This is a genomic window from Alistipes sp. D31t1_170403_E11 (assembly GCF_015553985.1).
Lineage (GTDB): Bacteria > Bacteroidota > Bacteroidia > Bacteroidales > Rikenellaceae > Alistipes > Alistipes montrealensis.
In genome coordinates, this window is sequence record NZ_JADNHQ010000003.1 from 135924 (window position 1) to 156514 (window position 20591).

The 20591-nt window shown below is 58.2% G+C and carries 18 protein-coding genes; 5 read left to right on the forward strand and 13 right to left on the reverse strand.

All coding sequences use genetic code 11. The features are described from left to right. Positions 1–22: 22 nt before the first annotated feature. From I2E69_RS07055 to I2E69_RS07090, 8 genes are all read right to left on the reverse strand, one after another. Entirely contained in the window at positions 23–1738 is a 1716-nt protein-coding gene (locus I2E69_RS07055; protein ID WP_195460302.1) for an ATP-binding protein, read from the reverse strand. 3 nt (positions 1739–1741) lie between these two features. Then, the gene (locus tag I2E69_RS07060; protein ID WP_195460304.1) at positions 1742–2863 is read right to left on the reverse strand and encodes a sensor protein KdpD; all 1122 of its coding nucleotides are present in this window, start codon (positions 2861–2863) and stop codon (positions 1742–1744) included. A 2-nt stretch (positions 2864–2865) separates the two neighbouring features. Further along, positions 2866–3621, reverse strand: coding sequence for a hypothetical protein (locus tag I2E69_RS07065; protein ID WP_195460306.1), 756 nt, complete (start codon positions 3619–3621; stop codon positions 2866–2868). Positions 3622–3624: 3 nt separating this feature from the next. Next, positions 3625–4200 (reverse strand): potassium-transporting ATPase subunit KdpC, encoded by a 576-nt coding sequence (gene kdpC, locus I2E69_RS07070; RefSeq protein WP_195460308.1) that lies wholly within the window; start codon positions 4198–4200, stop codon positions 3625–3627. Positions 4201–4215: 15 nt separating this feature from the next. Further along, positions 4216–6258: a potassium-transporting ATPase subunit KdpB gene (kdpB, locus tag I2E69_RS07075; protein ID WP_195460310.1), complete on the reverse strand. Its 2043-nt coding sequence runs from the start codon at positions 6256–6258 to the stop codon at positions 4216–4218. Positions 6259–6270: 12 nt separating this feature from the next. Beyond that, a complete protein-coding gene (gene kdpA / locus I2E69_RS07080; protein WP_195460312.1) occupies positions 6271–7962 on the reverse strand; it encodes a potassium-transporting ATPase subunit KdpA in 1692 nt (563 codons plus the stop codon). Between the two features lie 27 nt (positions 7963–7989). Then, entirely contained in the window at positions 7990–8070 is an 81-nt protein-coding gene (gene kdpF, locus I2E69_RS07085) for a K(+)-transporting ATPase subunit F (protein WP_195460920.1), read from the reverse strand. 379 nt (positions 8071–8449) lie between these two features. Continuing rightward, positions 8450–9784: a sigma-54-dependent transcriptional regulator gene (locus tag I2E69_RS07090; protein ID WP_195460314.1), complete on the reverse strand. Its 1335-nt coding sequence runs from the start codon at positions 9782–9784 to the stop codon at positions 8450–8452. 152 nt (positions 9785–9936) lie between these two features. On the opposite strand from I2E69_RS07090, the gene I2E69_RS07095 reads away from it, so the two are divergent. Next, the gene (locus tag I2E69_RS07095; RefSeq protein WP_195460316.1) at positions 9937–11454 is read left to right on the forward strand and encodes a sulfatase-like hydrolase/transferase; all 1518 of its coding nucleotides are present in this window, start codon (positions 9937–9939) and stop codon (positions 11452–11454) included. Positions 11455–11555: 101 nt separating this feature from the next. Beyond that, positions 11556–12689, forward strand: a complete 1134-nt coding sequence (locus I2E69_RS07100; protein ID WP_195460318.1) for an acyltransferase family protein — start codon at positions 11556–11558, stop codon at positions 12687–12689. Here the strand turns inward: I2E69_RS07100 and I2E69_RS07105 are convergent. The 5 genes from I2E69_RS07105 to I2E69_RS07125 form a co-directional block, all read right to left on the reverse strand. Further along, a complete protein-coding gene (locus I2E69_RS07105; protein ID WP_229095414.1) occupies positions 12684–13901 on the reverse strand; it encodes an MFS transporter in 1218 nt (405 codons plus the stop codon). The two genes, I2E69_RS07100 and I2E69_RS07105, sit on opposite strands and share 6 nt — an antisense overlap. Positions 13902–14012: 111 nt before the next feature. Continuing rightward, positions 14013–14513, reverse strand: coding sequence for a cyclophilin-like fold protein (locus I2E69_RS07110; RefSeq protein WP_195460322.1), 501 nt, complete (start codon positions 14511–14513; stop codon positions 14013–14015). Then, positions 14510–15688 carry an MFS transporter gene (locus I2E69_RS07115; RefSeq protein WP_195460324.1) on the reverse strand — a complete coding sequence of 393 codons (1179 nt, stop codon included), beginning with the start codon at positions 15686–15688 and terminating at the stop codon, positions 14510–14512. The genes I2E69_RS07110 and I2E69_RS07115 overlap by 4 nt, the downstream gene beginning before the upstream one ends. A 3-nt stretch (positions 15689–15691) precedes the next feature. Continuing rightward, positions 15692–16711 (reverse strand): alpha/beta hydrolase, encoded by a 1020-nt coding sequence (locus tag I2E69_RS07120; RefSeq protein WP_195460326.1) that lies wholly within the window; start codon positions 16709–16711, stop codon positions 15692–15694. A 21-nt stretch (positions 16712–16732) separates the two neighbouring features. After that, positions 16733–17908: an iron-containing alcohol dehydrogenase gene (locus I2E69_RS07125; protein ID WP_229095415.1), complete on the reverse strand. Its 1176-nt coding sequence runs from the start codon at positions 17906–17908 to the stop codon at positions 16733–16735. Positions 17909–18191: 283 nt separating this feature from the next. On the opposite strand from I2E69_RS07125, the gene I2E69_RS07130 reads away from it, so the two are divergent. The 3 genes from I2E69_RS07130 to I2E69_RS07140 are packed head-to-tail and all read left to right on the forward strand — an operon-like array spanning position 18192 to position 20429. Continuing rightward, complete coding sequence (locus tag I2E69_RS07130) at positions 18192–18599, forward strand: hypothetical protein (protein WP_195460328.1); 408 nt, start codon at positions 18192–18194, stop codon at positions 18597–18599. Then, positions 18596–19912 (forward strand): DUF3440 domain-containing protein, encoded by a 1317-nt coding sequence (locus I2E69_RS07135; RefSeq protein ID WP_195460330.1) that lies wholly within the window; start codon positions 18596–18598, stop codon positions 19910–19912. Before I2E69_RS07130 ends, I2E69_RS07135 begins: the two co-directional genes overlap by 4 nt. After that, positions 19857–20429, forward strand: a complete 573-nt coding sequence (locus I2E69_RS07140; protein WP_195460332.1) for an IbrB-like domain-containing protein — start codon at positions 19857–19859, stop codon at positions 20427–20429. Before I2E69_RS07135 ends, I2E69_RS07140 begins: the two co-directional genes overlap by 56 nt. Positions 20430–20591 lie beyond the last annotated feature (162 nt).

Here is a 20591-nt window from a genome sequence, read left to right on the forward strand (position 1 = left end):
ATTCTTTGTCCGGGAAACGGCTTTATGCCGGCAGCAGGATCGAGAAGCGGCTGCCGCGGCCGATTTCGCTTTCGACCGAGATCGAACCTCCATGCGCTTCGACGAACTCCTTCGAGATGGCCAATCCTAACCCGCTGCCCTGCACCTTGGTTCCCGGAACACGGAAATAGCGTTCGAAAATGCTCTTGTGGTAGCGCGGGTCGATGCCGCGGCCGAAGTCCTGGACGTAGATTTCGACGGCCTTTTCGCGTTGTACGGCCCCGATGATGATGCGCGACCGTTCGGGCGAATGGTGGATGGCGTTCGACAGCAGGTTGGTGATGACCCAGGCGATCTTTTCGTTGTCGACGAATAGTTTTGCAATTTTCTCGGGATAATCGACTTCGACGAAACAGCAGAACCGTTCGGCGAGCACCTGCGTGGCCTTTACTGCATAGTCTATTAGCTCGATAGGCTTGGTTACTTTAGGTATCAGTTTAAGTTTGCCGGTTTCGATCTGGGTCATGTTCAGCAGTTCGCCCGTGATCGAAAGCAGGCGGTCGCTGCTCTCTTTGATGCTGGTGACGAGTTGCTTCTGTTCGCCGTTAAGTTCTCCCAGGCGGTTGTCGCCGAGCAGTTGCAGGCTCATCAGGATCGACGAGATCGGGGTTTTCATTTCATGCGAAACCGTCGAAATGAAGTTGGTCTTGGCCGAATCCAGTTCCTTGAATTTGGTGATGTTGTTCAGGATGATCAGGTTGCCGACGAACTGCTGATCGCGCCCGCCCACGGGCGTGATGTAGAGCGGCGTGTTTTCCACCTGGAAATAGCTCTCCTTGTTGTCGGCATAGATTTTCAGCGGCTCGTCGACGGCTTTCTTCGCCTCGTCGTAAAGTCCGCGGATCAGTCGCCGCAGCAGGTCGTTCGAGAGGGCTACTTCGGTAGCGTTGCGCCCGACGGCGTCTTCCCGGAGGTTCAGCACCGAGAGCGCCTCGCGGTTCATGAAGAGGATTTTACGGTCGGGACCCAGCCCTACGATCGGCTCGTGGAGGGTATTCACGATCGCTTCGATGCGTTTTTTTGCCGTCATCAGGTCGTCGAGCGAACTGCGGCGGTATTCGTCGAGTTTGGCGGCCATGTTGTTGAACGACTCGGCTACCGATTCGAATTCGCGGTTGCCCGAGAAATCGAGCCGCTGCCGGTAGTTGTGGTTGGCAATCTCGGTGATACCCTTTTTCAGGGCGTCGATCGGACGCAGCACCAGTTGCGGAAACCAGACCAGAAAGCCCCCGGCGATCAGGGCGCAAAGGGCTGCGGCGGCGATCAGCCACCACATTACGTAATCGGCGCGCTGCTCTACCCCGGCGCTTTTGGCGCGGATAGCTGCCATGTTCAGTTCCATAATCCGGAACAGGTCCTGGCGCACGGTACGTATTTCGGCCTCGGTGACGGGATCGCTCAGCGAGGCGACATGCCGTTCGAGCGCCGCAGTGGTCTCTTTCTCGCTGATTTCGGTGATGTTCTCCTGCTGGAGCGCGAGGCTCTGGCGCAGGGCGTGCCGCGACACGGAGTCGGCGCCGATGTCGTTGAGCGACCGCAGCATGTCCCCGGCGTATTGTAGCGAATTGTAGTTGTCGGCGAGAATGGTTCCGGTTGCCCGCGAGAGCTGGCGGACGTAACTGACCGACTGGATGCCCAGCAGCAGGATCATGGCGAAGAGGATACCGATGCCCAGGGTGATTCTCCTTTGTATTCTCATGGCTTATGAAAAGATAAAAAGGTCGATGTTCATGCGCGACAGCAGTCCGGTCAGCCGCCGCAGGTAGATTGTACTTTTCAGCAGCGAAAGTAATGAAAATTCGGGACGCCCGACGCAGACGATGTTTATTTTTTGTTCCCGGCACAATCCTACGATGCTCTCCACCGGGGAATTGGAGCGTATCCGGCGCGCCTCGCCGCCGAGTTCCGTGGCGAGGTTCAGGTTGTTGATCAGGTAGCGCTGCCGGGCGAGCGGAATACGGTCGTCAGCTTCGTGGTCGCCCTGCACGTAGAGTACCGTGAATGCGGCGTTCAGATGCGTGGCCATGCGTGCCGTCTTGCGGATGATGCGGCGGGCGCGCTTTTCGGAGGAGTCGATCACCGCCAGCAGTTTGTCGCGCCGGAACACCTCGGAACCGGTCACTTCACTGTCTACCTTCTTTTCCACGCGCAGCGCTACCTCCTTGAGCGCCAGTTCGCGCAGTTGCAGCAGGTTGTCCTGCGTGAAGAAGTTGCCGAGCGCCGCGGCGATCTTGTCGGGACGGTAGATTTTTCCGGCTTTCAGGCGTTCGATCAGTTCGTCGGCCGTGAGGTCGATATTCACCACCTCGTCGGCCATGGCCAGCACGCTGTCGGGAACCCGCTCGCGGATTTCGACGCCCGTGATCTCCTCGACGGACTCGTTCAGTCCCTCGATGTGCTGGATGTTGACGGCGGAGATGACGCTGATTCCCGCGTTGAGAATTTGCATCACGTCCTGCCAGCGCTTGGGGTTGCCGCTGCCTTCGATGTTGGTGTGGGCCAGTTCGTCCACGACGACGATCTCGGGGTGCAGGTTGACGATGGCCTGCGTGTCCATCTCCTCCAGTTCCTTGCCCTTGTAGAAGAGCCTGCGGCGCGGCACGAGCGGAAGTCCTTCGACGAGGGCTTCCGTTTCGGTGCGGCCGTGCGTTTCGACGTAGCCGATGCAGACATCGACGCCTGCATCGTGCAGTTGACGGGCCTCCTGCAGCATGCGGTAGGTCTTGCCTACGCCGGCGCTCATGCCGATGTAGACCTTGAACTTCCCGCGGTGCGAACGCCGGATCAGTTCCAGGAACCGCTGGACGCTGTCTTCTTTTTCCATCGTTACATCCTCAATGAGAATCCGCCCACGAAATTGACATCTTCCGCTGCGGGATTCCAGCTCAGCGAGGTGAAGACGCCCAGTTGCAGCGATTGGAACACGGTCCAGCTCTTTCCGACATTCAGAAAGACGTTCTGCACGTAGAAATCGCGGTCGATGCCGTAGGTTCCGAGGGCGTTCCACGGCACGATGCCCACCCCGGCCTTCATTTCCACGTCCTTGACAGCGAAGGGATACGAAACTTCGGCGTAGGTGGCGTAGGCCCGCTCCCCGGTTGCATTCACGTCGGCGGGACCGAACAGTACGGTGTTCCAGGCCAGCGTGACGGGGATTTTCTCGTCGATACGCCATGCGATGCCTGCCTCGACGCGGTGGGGCGAATCGTTTCCGAAGCGGAAGTAGTTGCGGCTGACCGTGCCGCGGTCGGCGGCTCCGCCTTCCCAGTAAAGGTCGGCCAGCGAGAAGGTTACGGGACCGAGCGTGTAGGCCAGTGTGAGGTCCATCTCTTTGTAGGAGGTTGCGGCGAAGTCTACCGAACCCCAGGCTGTCGCCGAGAAGTTTCCGGCGGTCATCGTCAGCGTGGGTTGTAAGGCCGAACCGCTTTCCCAGACCCCGCGCCAGATGTAGGCGCTCACTACGTCCGTGCCGCCCGAGAAGCGTACGCCGCGCTCCTGGGCGCAGAGGTCGGTTGTCTGGAAGACCGCCAGGGCAGCCGTCAAAATAAATAGCCAGCGTTTCATCGTTTTGTATAATTTCATGGTTTACAGTTTGTTATTGTTCAGTTCTTCCAATGCGACGTTCAGGCGGAGCACATTGACTTTCTCCGTGCCGAAGAGCCCCAGCCACGGTTTTCGGGTCAGCGAGTCGACCAGGCGCTGTACGGTTGCGGCGTCCAGTCCGCGGGCCCGGGCCACGCGCTGCACCTGTACCTGTGCACCGCGGGGCGAGATGTCGGGATCGAGTCCCGACCCGCTTGCTGTTACCATCTCTGCGGGAACCTCGGCACGGGTGAGGTAAGGATGCGCAGCGAGGAAATCTTGTACGCGCTGTTCGACTTGGGCAAGGTATTCGGGGTTGGTGGTAGCCTTGTTGCTGCCGCCCGATCCGCCGCCGTTGTAGTCGACGGCCGAAGGACGGCTCCAGAAATGGGTGTTGTCGGCGAATGCCTGCCCGACGTTCGCCGCGCCGACGATTCGTCCGTCGAGCATGACTGTTTCGGCCTCGCCGCCGTTGGGGCCTGCGACGGCCGATACGCCGCGCAATACGAGCACATAGCCCACGCCGAGCAGCAGGCACATGGCCAGCGTTATTTTGAGTGAAATCCAGAGGTTTTTCATAGTTGAAGCAATGCTTTAGAAAAATACGCTTATTAACATGTCTATCAGTTTGATGCCTATGAACGGTACGATCATGCCGCCCAGGCCGTAGATAAAGAGGTTGCGGCGCAGCAGCGCCGAAGCTCCGATCGGTTTGTACGTCACGCCGCGCAGGGCCAGCGGAATAAGCAGCGGGATGATCAGGGCGTTGAAGATCACCGCCGAGAGGATGGCGCTTTCGGGCGAATGCAGGTGCATGACGTTCAGGGCTTGCAACGACGGAATCGAAGCGATGAACAGCGCCGGGACGATGGCGAAATACTTGGCTACGTCGTTGGCGATGGAGAAGGTCGTGAGCGTGCCGCGCGTCATCAGGAGCTGCTTGCCGATCTCGACGATCTCGATCAGTTTGGTGGGGTCGTTATCCAGGTCGACCATGTTGCCCGCCTCCTTGGCGGCCTGTGTGCCGCTGTTCATTGCGACGCCTACGTCGGCCTGCGCCAGCGCCGGGGCGTCGTTCGTGCCGTCGCCCATCATGGCCACCAGTTTGCCGGCCTGCTGTTCGCGGCGGATGTATTCGAGTTTGTCCTCGGGCCGGGCTTCGGCGATGAAGTCGTCGACACCGGCCTTTTCGGCGATATATTTCGCCGTCAGCGGATTGTCGCCCGTGACCATCACGGTTTTGACGCCCATCCGGCGCAGGCGCTCGAAGCGTTCGCGGATACCGGTTTTGATGATGTCCTGTAACTCGATGACACCTGTGATGCACTCGTTTTCGCAGACTACGAGCGGCGTGCCGCCGTTCTCGGAAATCGTACGGGCCGAGGCTTCGATGCCGGCCGGGCAGGGGTTTTCATGTTCGGCGGCAATGCGGAGAATCGCCTCGGCGGCTCCCTTGCGGATGCGGCGGCCGTCGGGCATGTCGACACCCGAACATTTGGTCTCGGCGGTGAATTTCACCATTCGTACGCCGACCATCGTCATCGGGTCGACGCGGACGCCTTCGGCCGCGCCCAGTTCGACGACAGACTTGCCTTCGGGCGTCGGGTCGGCGACCGACGAGAGTACGCACATGCGGACGAAAGCCTTGGGGTCGACGCCTTCGGCCGGGTAAAAGCGCGTGGCTTTGCGGTTGCCGATAGTGATCGTGCCCGTCTTGTCGAGCAGCAGCGTGTCGATGTCGCCCGCGGTTTCGACGGCCTTGCCCGACTTGGTGATGACATTGGCCCGCAGCGCGCGGTCCATGCCGGCGATGCCGATGGCCGACAAAAGGCCGCCGATGGTCGTCGGGATCAGGCAGACGAACAACGAGATGAACGCCGCGACGGTGATGTTCGCACCGACGTAGTCGGCGAAGGGTTTGAGCGAGGCGCAGACGATGACGAAAACGAGCGTGAACCCTGCCAGCAGGATTGTCAGGGCGATTTCATTCGGCGTTTTCTGGCGCGAGGAGCCTTCGACGAGGGCGATCATCCTGTCGAGGAAACTCTCGCCGGGTTTGGCCGTGACTTTCACCAGGATACGGTCGGAAAGCACCTTCGTGCCGCCCGTGACGGAACTTTTGTCACCGCCCGCTTCGCGGATCACCGGGGCGGACTCGCCCGTGATGGCACTTTCGTCTATCGAAGCCAGTCCCTCGACGATTTCGCCGTCGGCAGCTACCGTGTCGCCGGCGACGCATTCGAAAACATCGCCCTGGCGGAGCGCCGAACTGCTCACGATGTGCGATTGTCCGTCGGGATCGATGCGTTTGGCGGGGGTCTCTTCGCGGGTTTTGCGCAGGCTGTCGGCCTGTGCCTTGCCGCGCGCTTCGGCGATGGCTTCGGCGAAGTTGGCGAACAGCACCGTGAGCAGGAGCACGGCGAAAATCACGAGGTTGTAGAGCAGCGAACCCTGTGACGTGTTGCCCGTCACGGCGATCCAGACGATCAGCAGCAGCATGGCGAAGGTGACGGCTTCGACGGTGAACATGATCGGGTTTTTGACCATCGTGCGCGGGTCGAGTTTCGTGAACGAAGCACGCAGGCTCTGACGCAGTAACGTGCGGTCGAACAGTGAATTATTGCGATTTTGTTTCATGGAAATAACGATTTAGAAAGTCAGGTAATCGGCGATGGGTCCCAGCGCCAGCGCGGGGAAGAACGAAAGGGCCGCGACGATGATGATGACGGCGAAGGTCATCAGCGAGAAGGTTCCCGTGTCGGTCTTGAGTGTTCCGGCGCTCTGGGGGATATACTTCTTCGAGGCGAGGAGTCCTGCGATGGCGATTTGTCCCACGATCGGGAAATAGCGGCCCATGATCAGTGCGATGCCCGTCGAGATGTTCCAGAACGGCGTGTTGTCGGCGAGCCCTTCGAAGCCCGAGCCGTTGTTGGCTGCCGAGGAGGTGTATTCGTAGAGCATTTCGCTCAGGCCGTGGAACGAAGGGTTGTTGAGCCACCCTATTTCGGGATTGGCGGCGGCGACGGCTGCCGAAATGCCCGTGCCGACGAGGATCAGGAAGGGATGCATCAGCACGACCAGCGTGGCGATTTTCATTTCCCGGGCCTCGACCTTCCGGCCGAGGAATTCGGGCGTACGGCCGACCATCAGGCCGCTGATGAAGACTGCGATGATGAGGAATGCGAAATAGTTCATCCACCCTACTCCGACGCCGCCGAACCAGCAGTTGATCTGCATGTTGAGCATCTGCATCATGCCGCTCAAGGGGGTCTGCGAGTCGTGCATCGAGTTGACCGAACCGTTCGACGTGACGGTCGTCGTCATACCCCACATGGCCGAGGCGGCAGAGCCGATGCGGATCTCCTTGCCTTCCATCGAGCCTGTTTCCTGTGCAATACCCATCTTGTCGATCTGCATGCTGCCGCTTGTCTCCTGCCAGACGGAGAAGACCACGCCCGCGGTATAGGCGAAGAGCATCACCCCGAAGATCCAGGCTGCGAGTTTGCGGCGGCGGACGAAGAACCCGAAGGCGAAAACCATCGCCATGGGCAGGATCAGGATCGACCAGCATTCGAGGATGTTGGTGAAGGCATTGGGGTTTTCGAGCGGGTGCGCCGAGTTCGTGCCGAAGTAGCCGCCGCCGTTGGTTCCCAGTTGCTTGATGGGTACGATGGCCGCCGTAGGACCTTGCGAGATGACTTGTTCGGCGCCTTCGAGCGTCGTGAGCGACTGTTTGCCGTCGAAAGACATCGGTGTGCCGTTGACGATGAGCAGGACGCCGACGACGAGCGACAGCGGCATCAGAATGCGCGTTACGCTGCGGGTGAGCAGCACCCAGAAGTTGCCGATGGTTTTGGTGGTTTTGCCGGCCAGCGCTTTCATCATTCCGGCCATGGCCGCCATGCCGCAGGCGGCAGTGACGAACTGGAAGAGCATGATGACGAACAGTTGCGTGAAGTAGCTCAGGCCCGTTTCACCGCTGTAATGCTGGAGGTTGCAGTTGACCATAAACGAGATGCAACTGTTGAACGCCAGGTCGGGCGACTGTCCGGGGTTGGCGTCGGGGTTGAGCGGCAGCCAGCCCTGGAGGACCAGCAGCAGCATCCCCCAGAAGAACCAGAAGAGGTTGACTGTCAGCAGCGCCTTGAGGAATTGTTTCCAGTTCATCTCTGCGGCGGGGTCGATGCCGCAGAAACGGTAGAGGGCCCGTTCGACGGGGGCCATGAAGTCGAGCCAGGTGCGTTCGCCCCGGTATACTTTGGCAATATAACGCCCCAGCGGGTAGCTCAGCGCCACCAGAAGGGTCCATTGCAGGATTACACCGTATAGTTCCGTATTCATTTATTGCGGGGTTAATAAGTCAGACAATCAGAATTTCTCGGGTTTGATGAGCACGTACATCAGATAGACGAATCCGAGGATGCTCAGGATAAGGAGGCTTGTAAACATAAGGCGTTAAATTTTTTCGAACCAGTCCACACATTTAAAATAAAATCCGTAGCACAGCACGCCGAGCGTGCAGAGCAGCAGGAACAGCATGATTTCATTCATCTCTTCGCTTTTTTGAATTAGACATTTTTTTTACGAACCCGCACAGCATCAGGTCTAACAGCAGCATTGCGCCGCAGAAAATCAGTATCAGGATAACGATTGCCATTTTGCCGTCGGGTTTTGTTGCCGATAAGCATACGAAGGGGATGCCAGAAAGTCGTTTTCGGGTTTAATTCGCTGATAAAGTGTTGTTTATAGGTTTGGTATGCGTGCCGGAAAAGAGGGCCGCCCTATCAAAATGATAAGGCGGCCCTCTCGGAATGAGACGGTGCGGAGATTATTTTACCCCGTAACTCTCCAGTTTGCGGTAAAGCGTAGCGATGCCGATGCCCAGCAGGCGGGCGGCTTCGGCCTTGTTGCCTTTCGTGTGTTCGAGGACTTTGAGGATGTGGTGGCGTTCGAGTTCGTCGAGCGCCAGCGAATCGGAACCGGCGCAGTCGCCCGCCGTATGGAATTCGGGCGAAAGACAGTCGACCGTGAGCCGGTTGCCGTCGGCCATGATCATGCTGCGTTCCACGACATTGCGCAGTTCGCGGACGTTGCCGTGCCATGTGTGGCGTTCGAGGGCGGCGATATAAGCATCGTCGACGGAGTCGATCCGGCGCCCCATTTTATCGGCGAACTGCGCCGCGAAGAAGCGGATATACCCGGCAATGTCGCCGGGCCGTTCGCGCAGTGCGGGAAGGTGGATGTGGAACACCGAGAGGCGGAAATAGAGGTCCTCGCGGAAGTTTCCCGCGGCGATCTCTTTTTCGAGGTCGCGGTTGGTGGCGGCGATCAGACGCAGATCCACCCGTGTGGGGCGCGTTTCGCCGATTTTGATAAATTCGCCGCTTTCGAGCACGCGGAGCAGTTTGGCTTGCAGCTCGACGGGCATCTCCCCGATCTCGTCGAGGAACAGCGTGCCTTTGTCGGCCTCCTCGAAAAGTCCTTTCTTGTCCTTGGCGGCTCCCGTGAAACTGCCGGCGCGGTGGCCGAACAGTTCGCTTTCGAGCAGTTCGCGCGAGAATGCCGAGCAGTTGATCGCTACGAAAGCCCCTTTTGCCCGGCGGCTGGCGTGGTGGATGGCCTGTGCGAATACCTCCTTGCCGGTTCCCGTTTCCCCCGTGAGTAATACCGAGGTGTCCGTGACCGCGACTTTACGCGCCAGGTCGACGGCTCGGCGCAAGGGGGCCGATTCCCCGGCGATCCGGTCGAAGGAGTGTTCCTCGGAGAGCTGGTTTTCGATGCGGGCCAGCCGCCGCTGCATTTCGGCTTTTTCGGCCGCCCGGCTCAGCAGGGGCAGTATCTTGTTGTTGTCGTCGCCTTTGGTGATGTAGTCGAACGCGCCGTTCTTGATGGCCTGCACCCCGTCGGGGATATTGCCGTAGGCTGTCAGCAGAATCACCTCGGCGGCGGGCGCGGCTTCCTTGATCCGGCCTACCATCTCGACGCCGTTGCCGTCGGGGAGTTTGACATCGCACAGCACTACGTCGGGATCGTACTGACGGAGTTTTTTTAGTCCCGAAATGCAGTCCGAAGCCTCGGCTACGTCGTAACCCTCCAGTCCGATGATCCGCGCCAGCAGCCGGCGCAACTGTTCTTCGTCGTCGATAATCAGAATTTTCGCCATGTAGTTCTCAGACTCTTTCTTTTCGGGCAAAGGTAAGACAAATTCAGGCTGCGTCGGCACGGCATGACCATTTTCTGTTGTTTTTTGAATAGTTGTCGCCCCGGATTCCGGGTCGGAATTACGTTATTTGCATCAACTTAAATGAATGCAATATGAATAATAAAACCTTATTGTGCTGCCTTCCGGCGATTCTGGGCGCGCCGTCGTTCGGGGCTCACGCTTCGGGGAAAGAGACTCCGGAAAGAGACGGTAACGGGACGGCCGGGCGCCCCAATGTACTCTTCCTGCTGACCGACGATCAGACGTTCAGTACGATTCGGGCATGGGGCAACAGCGATATTCACACCCCGAACATGGACCGGCTCGTGCGGCGGGGCGTGTCGTTCACCCAGACCCATGTGATGGGCGGTTTCAACGGCGCCATTTCGCAGCCCAGCCGCGCGATGCTCCTCACGGGCCGCGGCCTGATGGATGTACACCGCAACGGCGGCCTCATTCCCGAGACGGAAAAAACCTTCCCGGAACTGTTCCGCGAGAACGGTTATACGACCTTTGCGACCGGGAAATGGCATAGCGACAACGCCTCGTTCAACCGTTCGTTCTCCACGGGTGCGAACATCTTTTTCGGGGGAATGCACCCCTACGGGCGGAATAACGAATTGGGCCACAGGCGTCCCTATCTCCACCAATACGATCCTGCGGGACGCTACGACAATACCAACGGCGTGTGGGTGGATGCTTCGCTCGACACCTTCTCGTCGGAGCTTTACGCCGATGCCGCCATCGGGTTCCTGGAAACTGCGTCCTCGGACGACGCGCCGTTTCTGATGTACGTTGCATTCACCTCGCCGCACGATCCGCGCAACGTGCTGCCGGGCTACGGCCGCAAGTACGACGGCGCCGGATTGCGGATGCCTGCGAACTTCGTCGCACAGCATCCCTTTGATAACGGCGACCTGAACGAGCGCGACGAGAAACTGCTTCCCACGCCGCGAGTCCCGGAGCAGGTGCTGGCCGAAAGAGCCAATTACTACGGGATGGTCAGCGAAGTCGATTTCCAGATCGGACGGCTTCTCGATGCGCTGGAGAAGAGCGGCAAAGCCGATAACACGATTATCGTTTTCACGTCGGACAACGGCTTATGCGTCGGCGAGCACGGCCTGCTGGGCAAGCAGAATCTCTACGAGGCGGCGGTGAGGGTTCCGATGGTGATCTGCGGGCCCGGCATTCCGCAGAATACGGTGCGCGACGCCTATTGTTACCTCTACGACCTCTACCCCACGCTTTGCGACCTTGCGGGCATCGGGGTTCCGGCTACCGTGAAGGGCATTTCGCTGGAAGAGACCCTGCGTGATCCCGGGGTGAAAAAACGCGAAGACATCCTGCTGACGTATATCAACCTCCAGCGCGCCATCAAGAAGGACGGTTTCAAACTCATCCTCTACAATGTCGACGGGCAGCGTCATCCGCAGCTTTTCGACCTCAAGGCCGATCCGATGGAGCTAAAAAACCGCTACGACGACCCCGCCTACCGTGAGAAACGCGAGGAACTGACCGGGCTGCTCTATGCCCGGATGAAGGCCGCAGGCGATTTCTGCGATCCCGAAAAACCCGACTGGGGCTATCCCGCGAAACTGAACTGGAAGCAGGTGATGCAGGTGAATCCCTGATTCCTGCATGGTGTGAAACGCAAAAAACAGGATATTTTGTTATCTTTGTCCGATAAGCATTTGTTTCAACCTGTATTTTAAGAACCCAACCTTACTGGCCGATGTCGAATATCTCAGCGACCGCATTTGCAGATACCAAACCCCATTACAACATTCTCGACGGATTGCGGGGAATAGCCGCCCTTACGGTCGTATGTTTCCACCTGTTCGAAGCCTTCGCAACCAGCCATCTCGACCAGCGGATTAATCACGGCTATCTGGCGGTCGATTTTTTCTTTATCCTTTCCGGCTTCGTCGTCGGTTATGCTTACGACGACCGGTGGAAAAAGATGACGGTAGCGGAATTTCTCAAGCGCCGTTTTATCCGCCTGCATCCCATGGTCGTCATGGGGGCTGTCATCGGAGCCGTCATGTTCTACTTCCAGGGTTGTTCGGTCTGGGACGTTTCGACGGTATCCATGTCCATGCTGCTGGTAGCGACGCTGCTCAATGCGCTGCTGATCCCGGCTGCGCCCGGTTCCGAAATCCGGGGCCTCGGTGAGATGTATCCGCTCAACGGTCCGAGCTGGTCGCTGTTTTTCGAGTATATCGGTAATATCCTCTATGCATTCTTTATCCGGAAACTTCCGACCAGGGCCCTTTCCGTATTGGTATTGCTTGCCGGCTGCGGATTGGCCGCGTTCGCCATCTGGGGCCCTCTGGGCGATATCTGCGTCGGATTCGCCATGGACGGCGTCAATATGACGGGCGGTTCCCTGCGCCTGCTGTTCGCTTTCTCGGCGGGACTGCTGCTGTCCCGCGTGTTCAAGCCGATTCATATAAAAGGCGCGTTCTGGATTTGCAGTCTGGCTGTCGTTGCGCTGTTGTCGGTTCCCCGCATCGGCGGGAGCGAACATCTGTGGATGAACGGTTTATACGATACGGTCTGCGCCGTTGTCTTCTTTCCTCTGCTCGTATACCTCGGGGCATCGGGAAAGACGACGGATAAAATAACCACCCGGGTTTGTAAATTCCTGGGCGATATATCCTATCCGCTGTACATGGTGCATTATCCTTTCATTTACCTCTACTATGCCTGGGTTAAAAATGAAAACCTCACCTTCGAGCAGTCGCTGCCCGGTGCTGCGGCCCTCGTCGCGGGGTCGGTGATCCTAGCTTATCTGTGCCTGAAATTGTACGACGAGCCGGTGCGCCGTTTCTTGACGAAGCGCCTTTTGCCCAAACAAAAGTTATAACCGGGTCTCTATATTGGGCAAAAAGCCCGTGATTATTCCCAACAGAGGCAGCAGGGTGCTGATCTGGAAAATAAACTCGATACTCGTCCGGTCGGCCAGCCAGCCGAAAAAGGCCGAGCCGAGGCCGCCCAGTCCGAACATCAGTCCGAAGAATACCCCGGCGATCATTCCGACTTTTCCGGGCATCAGGTCGGTCGCATAGACCAGGATGGCCGAGAAGGCCGACGAAATGACGAGGCCGATAATCACCGCCAGCACAATGGTCGCGCTCAGCCCGGCATAGGGCAGCAGCAGCGTGAAAGGCGCCGCGCCGAGAATCGATCCCCAGATGACGTACTTGCGTCCGATACGGTCGCCCAGCGGCCCGCCGATAAGCGTCCCCGCTGCCGAAGCGGCCAGGAATGCAAAAAGACAGTATTGCGCCCCCTGCACCGACATCGAAAACTTATCCATCAGAAAGAATGTGAAATAGTTGGTCATGGAGGCGATGTAGAAGTATTTCGAGAATACCAGCACACCCAGGATGACGAGCGCCGCCCGGACTTTCCGTTTCGGGAGGCCGTGTGCAGCAACCGTCGTCGTTACGGCGGATTTGCGGGCCGCGGCGGCCAGTTGCCGTTTATACCAGTTTCCGATTCTTATGAGTATGAAAATGGCGAGCAGGGCGGTCAATGCAAACCAGCCGATCGAAGCCTGTCCGAAAGGAATCACGATCAAGGCGGCCAGCAGGGGCCCCATGGCGCTTCCGGCATTGCCTCCGACCTGGAAGATCGACTGCGCCAGCCCTTTGCGGCCTCCCGAAGCGAGCTGCGCCACACGCGAAGACTCGGGATGGAAGACCGACGATCCGCAGCCGATCAGGCCCACCGACACCAGAATGAGGGAAAAGCCCGGAGCGATGGAGAGAGCAAGCAGCCCGGCCAGCGTGAAGCACATGCCCACGGCCAGCGAATAAGGCCGCGGATGGCGGTCTGCCATCATCCCGGCAACGGGTTGCAGGAGCGACGAAGTCATCTGGAAGACCAGCGTGATGATACCGATCTGGGCGAATGTAAACCCGAATTTCTCCTTGAGGAGCGGATAGACCGCCGGGATGACCGACTGCATCATGTCGTTGAGCAGGTGGGTGGCGCACACCATCAAAAGGATCGGATAGACCGTCCGGCTTGCCGTAATCCGAAGTGGCTGCGCGGAGGCAGGAGTGGTATTCATAGGCATCGACCGCTAAAATCCGTGCAAAAGTAGACTATTTAACCGGAATAAACAAGCCGGACCGCGGGATGAACGCACTTTCCCGGCGGCATACGGAAAACCGGGAGCGGATTATTCGGCCGGCTCGAATGAAACCGTCACCTCACTCCGTCCGAGGGCGGCTTCAAGGCCGGAAGTATCGTCCAGACGCCCGAGGCGGGTGTAACTGTAAGAGGTCGCAAACGTTTTGTAAAACAACACCAGGCAGTCGGACCCGTAAAGCATCAAATCGCCGGTATGGATCGTGCCGGGATTGGACGCCGATGTCTGCAAACGGTCCGGCAAATAATAGTATTTTTCATTGCCGTTCAGTTCGCCCATCCGGACGGTCATCGGCAGCATCGCCCTGAATGCCCGGGAGGCGGCATTGTCGGACAAGGTAGCCGTAAAGGATACCGTCCCGACGGCAATCCGCAAACGGTTGCCTGCCGACGGGCCGGGCCCGGGATCAGGTGTCGGCCCGGGCGTTTGATTGCCGGGAACAGGGGCCGTGTCATCCGGGCTGCATGCCGTGAATGCCGGCGATACGGCCATAACGATGAAAGCCATCGCTATTGTGAGAATACGTTTCATAACGGGACTTTTTTAAGTTTGACAATGTGGTTCCGTACAAGGACAAACCCGATGCCTGCCGCCAGGAACAGCAGGGCTCCCATCAGCGAATACCGGGAGCCGAATCCTGTGATAAACACCCCGCAGACAGCCGTGCCGACCGTCGTGCCCAGGTTGGCCGAGGTGAGGAACAGGCCGTTGGCAAAATCGGGAGCCTCGGGTGCGGCGTCGGAGATCATGTATTGCCCGGTATTGCTGGCTATGCCCGCCAAAATACCCAATACCAAAATAAGCACACTCGCCGGGATGGTTTGCGAACCGGTCGCGAAGAGCAGCAGGTAGGCCGCCGATAGCAGGAACGGCACGACGATCATGCAGCGACGGGCGTTCCTGAAGAGCAGCCGCCCGGCAACGACGTTGCCGACGATGTTCGCCCCGCCGTAAACCAGCAGCAGGACGCTGACCGCATCGAAAGGCAGTTCCGTGACCGTATCCAGGAAATCGGACATATAGCTGAAGAAACCGAACATCGCGCCGTTTATAAACGTAAAGGCGATGACGGAGTGCCACGTTACGGCTTTCCTCAGGACCCCCAACTGTGCGCCGTAGGAGAGTTTTCGCTGAACAGGCAGCGACGGTATGCAGAAGATCGTTGCGATCAGTACCGATGCGTTCACGATCGCAAAAAACGCCATCGCCACGGAAACGGAGGTATGTCCGGCGATAAAACCGGTGACCGGAACGCCCAGCACCATGCCGGCCGAAACGCCGACGAATACTTTCGAAACCGCTTTCGGGGCCATCTCCTGGGGTACGGATGCCGCAGCGACCGAAAAGGCCATCGACAAATAGACCGGGTGAAGGAATGCGGGCACAGCGCGGGCGACGAGCAGCACGGCGAAGTCGTCGGTCAGCGCGGAAACGATGTTGCCGACCGTAAAAAGCCCCAGCGCCAGCAGCATCGCCGTCCGGCGGTTGACGCCCGAAAACAGCAGCGGCATCACCGGGGCCGAGAGGGCGACGATAAGTGCGAATACACTTACCGTCCAGCCCGCCTCGGGAACCGTAACTCCGAACGTTTCCGCAATCCGGGGAATAATTCCCACCACCCCCATCTCGGTGTTGATGATGCCGAAAACCCCGAACGTCAGGATCAGGACCAGCAATCCCGGCCTATGTGCGGATAACCTTTTCATCGCTTACAGCCGTTCCTGGAAGAATGCCGTTAGTTTGCCGAAAGGAATCACGTCGGTTCGGTCGTAAAGGTCGACATGGCCTGCGCCCGGTACGATGTAAAGCTCCTTCGGTTCGGCTGCCCGCCGGCAGGCATCCTCGCTGAATTCGCGCGAATGGGCATTCTCCCCGGCAATGAAGAGCAGGGCGCGCGGCGAAATGGTTTCGATATCGTCGAACGGATAGAAGTTCATAAACTTCACTTCGCTCGTCAGCGTCGGATGTGTCGTAGTCCGGGGCGTTGCTCCCCGGGGTGTATATTCGCCGCGGGGCGTGCGGTAAAATTCGTAGAACTCCCGCTCGATCGGCGTCGATTGTTCAGTCAGTTCGTGTACCGTGCCGCCGGTGTAGCGGGTTTCACCACCCAAAAATTCGACGTAACGCTGTTCGGCGGCTTCAATGAGGGCCTGTTTCCGCTGTTCGGGCGTCACCGCATTTTTCAGTCCGTTGCGTTTGGCCGTTCCCATGTCGTACATGCTTACGGTAGCGATCGCCTTCAGCCGCGGATCGATCTTCGCCGCACTGATGGCAAAACTGCCGCTGCCGCAGATGCCTACCGCACCGATGCGTTCCCGGTCGACGAACTCCCGCGTTCCGAGGAAATCGACCGCTGCACTGAAATCCTCCGCATAAACGTCCGGCAGGACAGCGTTGCGCGGTTCCCCGCCGCTGTCGCCCCAGAACGAGAGGTCGATGGACAGCGTCACGAAACCCTGTTCGGCCAGCTTCGTGGCATACAGATCGGCGCTCTGCTCCTTGACGGCTCCCATCGGATGACCCACGATGACTGCAGAACGCTTCTCGCCCGGCTTCATATCCCGGGGCAGGAAGAGGTTTGCACCCACCTTCATCTTATACAGGTTCGGGAACGAGACTTTTTCCACATTCACCTTATCGCTCTTATAAAAGTTGTCCGCATCGGTTTGTGCGGAAGAAATACCGTGTATCATAAAAAGGATTGTCGTTAAAATAAGTATTCGCTTCATATTCGTTGTTTTTTAATCGGTTTACCGGTAAGCCGCCTTGTAGATTCCCAGGCATTCGTCGATACTCAGCCGATGCCGGTCCGATTCGAACAGGGCAGGCATCGTATCGAAAGCGTTGAACGTCATTTGCCGCAATTCGTCGGGCGTGATACCGAAATCGGACATTTTCAGATCGGACACCCCGCAGGCCTCCTGCAGGCGGGTGAGCGCCGTGATGAAATCCCCGGGTTTCGAGGCATCCTCCATGCCCATCGCACGGGCCATCCGCACGAACCGGTCGTCGCAAACATGTTTTTCGACGAAGAACGAGAAGTAGGCTTTCGAAAGCATGATCAACCCCGCACCGTGGGGCAACGCCTGATGGTAGGCCGACATGGCGTGCTCCATCGAGTGCTGGCTGGTGGTCGCGCTCAGACACATCACCACGCCCGAAAGGGTGTTGCCGAACGCTACGCGGGTACGGGCTTCCAGGTCATTTCCGTCGGCGACGGCACGCGGCAGGTTGCGGGCGACGTTTTCGATAGCCGTCAGGGCATACATGTCGCTTACGAGGTTTGCGAATTTCGAGATATAACTCTCGACGCTGTGGAACAGCGCATCGAAACCCTGATAGGCCGTGAACGCAGGCGGCACGGTGAGCATCAGTCGGGGATCGACGACCGACAGCACGGGAAACGCACCTTTGACGCCGATCTTTTCGTGTGTTTCGGAGTTGGTGACAACGCCCCAGGCATCGGCCTCGGAGCCGGTTCCGGCCGTCGTCGAAATAGCCACGAGCGGTAGCGGTTCGTGTGCAGGCTTCATGCCTTTGCCCGTTCCGCCGGAAACGTAGTCCCACAGGTCGCCGTCGTTGACCGCCATCAGGGCAATGGCCTTGGCTGCATCCATCACACTGCCGCCGCCGAGTGCGACAACCAGATCGCATCCGTTTCCGCGAGCCGCGGCGGCTCCGGCCATGACGGTCGATTTCAGGGGATTCGCTTCGATCCGGTCGAAGACGACCGTCTCGATCCCGGCCATCCGGAGTTGCTCTTCCGTCGCAGCCAGATAGCCGTTTGCACGGGTCGACGTCCCGTTCGAGATTACCAGCAGCGCCTTGCTGCCGGGCATCGCCTGCCTGTGCAGGTTCTGCAATTCACCGGCCCCGAAAAGTATCCGGGTCGGAATCCACATGTCGAAATTCATTTTCGTTTTCATAATCCGATCGTGTTTGAGATTTTTCACACTGCAAAATTACGATCCCGAAAGCACCGGGACAGTATGCGGATTACGGATATTCTTACCCCGATTACTGGTTTTGGACTGTCGGCCGACAACTCCGGTCTGGCGTCGGCTCGACTGACGAGCGTGAACCTCGGTTATCTTTGCCGGAAAATTTGAGAAAACAGCCGATATTTTTTATATTTGTAAGGATTGAATGTGTTTTTAATACATTCGGTCTCTGGTATATAACATTCGGTCGTTTTGTAGCCTTTCGGATATGACAATCGAGAAACTGGACGGAACTTCGCCCCGACTTTACACGCTCGTCGCACCGCTGGTCATGCGGCGCAGCGTGTTGCGCCAGAACAATAACTACCCGTTCTGGACCTCGCGTTCGCATACGTGGTTCGTGGCGTGGGAAGGTGAGACCGTTTTCGGATTCATGCCGGTGGAGATCACCGACAGTGGCGTGGCCAAGATCAACAACTACTATGTTTCGGGCGATGATCCGCAGTTGTTGTCGCGCTTCCTGCGCGAAATAATCCAATATTACCACCGCGACTATACGATACGTTCCGTGACGCTGATCCGCCATGCGGAGATATTTCGGACCGAAGGATTCGCGCAGGTCCGGGAATGGAAAGAGTACGTGGCGATGCAGTACGGGAAAAACCGGCAGCCATGAACGTCTACGAGCGGACACAGCAGCGGCTGAAAACGGTTTTCGACCTTTTCGACAACATCTACGTCTCTTTTTCCGGCGGCAAGGACAGCGGTGTGCTGCTCAACCTCTGCATCGACTACATCCGGCGGCACGGATTGCGGCGCCGGATCGGGGTGTTTCACATGGATTATGAAATCCAGTACCGCGACACGATCGACTACGTCGACCGGACGCTGGCCGCGAACGCCGATATTCTCGACATTTACCGGGTCTGTGTCCCGTTCAAGGTTCAGACCTGTACCTCGATGTTCCAGCGATACTGGCGGCCTTGGGAGGAGTCGAAACGGGAGCTTTGGGTCCGGGAAATACCTGCGGGGAGCCTCACACTGCGCGACTTTCCGTTCTTCACCGAAGAAATGTGGGATTACGAGTTCCAGAACCGCTTCGCCGAATGGCTCCACGAGCGCAGCGGCGCGGCGCGCACGTGCTGTCTGATCGGCATCCGCACGCAGGAGAGCTTCAACCGCTGGCGTACGATTTACAGCGACCGCAACCACCACCGGTTCTCCGGCAAACGGTGGATACGCCAATGGGTCGGCGGCGGCATCTGCAACGCCTATCCGCTCTACGACTGGCTGACGACCGATATATGGACGGCCAACGGACGCTTCGGCTGGCCCTACAACCGGCTGTACGACCTTTTCTACCGGGCCGGCGTGCCGCTCGACAGCCAGCGTGTGGCCAGTCCGTTTATCTCGCCGGCCATCGCCAGTCTGCACCTCTACAAAGCCATCGACCCGGATACGTGGGGACGCATGGTCGGTCGGGTCAACGGGGCCAATTTCGCGGCGCTGTACGGCCGGACGACGGCTGTCGGCTGGCAGGCGGTGCGCCTGCCGAAAGGGATGACCTGGGAGCGCTACATGTATTTCCTGCTCTCTACCCTGCCCGAGCCGACGCGGCGCAACTACCTGGAAAAACTCTCCGTAAGCATCCGTTTCTGGCGCGAAAAAGGCGGATGTCTCTCCGAGGCTACCATCGGGAAACTGCAAAAGGCCGGCGTCCGGATCGAAGTCGGCGGCCGCACTGCCTACCGCACCGACAAGCGGCCGGTACGCATGGAGTATCTCGACGACATAGACCTTCCGGAATTCAGCCAGCTGCCCACATTCAAACGTATCTGTATCTGCATTCTGAAGAACGACCACGCCTGTAAATACATGGGATTTTCGCCCAGCAGGAGCGAAACGCAGCGCCGCAAGAAAATCATGGAAAAATATGAATCGTTACTACGAATCTCAAACGAAGAACACCTACCGGAGCCCTGTCTATAACGTTCGTGCCGTGCCGGTGGAGAAGGTCGTGGCGAACAGTTACAATCCTAACGTCGTCGCGCCGCCCGAAATGAAACTGCTGGAACTGTCGATCTGGGAAGACGGCTACACGATGCCGTGCGTCTGCTATTACGACGCCGAAAAAGACCGCTACGAACTGGTGGACGGCTACCACCGCTATCTGGTGCTCAAAACCTCGAAACGTATCTACGAACGTGAACGGGGACTGTTGCCCGTTGCCGTGATCGAAAAGGACCTTTCGAACCGCATGGCCTCGACCATTCGCCACAACCGGGCGCGCGGGACGCACAACGTCGAACTGATGAGCGAAATCGTTGCCGAACTGACCCGCGCGCGGATGTCCGACCAGTGGATCATGCGTCATATCGGCATGGACCGCGACGAACTGCTGCGCCTCAAACAGATCACGGGCCTTGCCGAACTCTTTGCCGACAAGGAGTTCAGCCTCGGCGACGCCGATGAGGGCACGGCCGAAACAGCCGGGAACCTGCGCTGATTGAAAAACATGTCCCGGATATTGTATTTTAAAGACCTGAAAATTAGGTCACGAATAAGGATTAAAAACCTGCTTTTCGTTGCTTTTTCCGGCTTCAACCTAAAAACGAAAAAACCTTACATGTCATTGATACATAAGGTTTTTGCTCTTTATTGCTGCCTC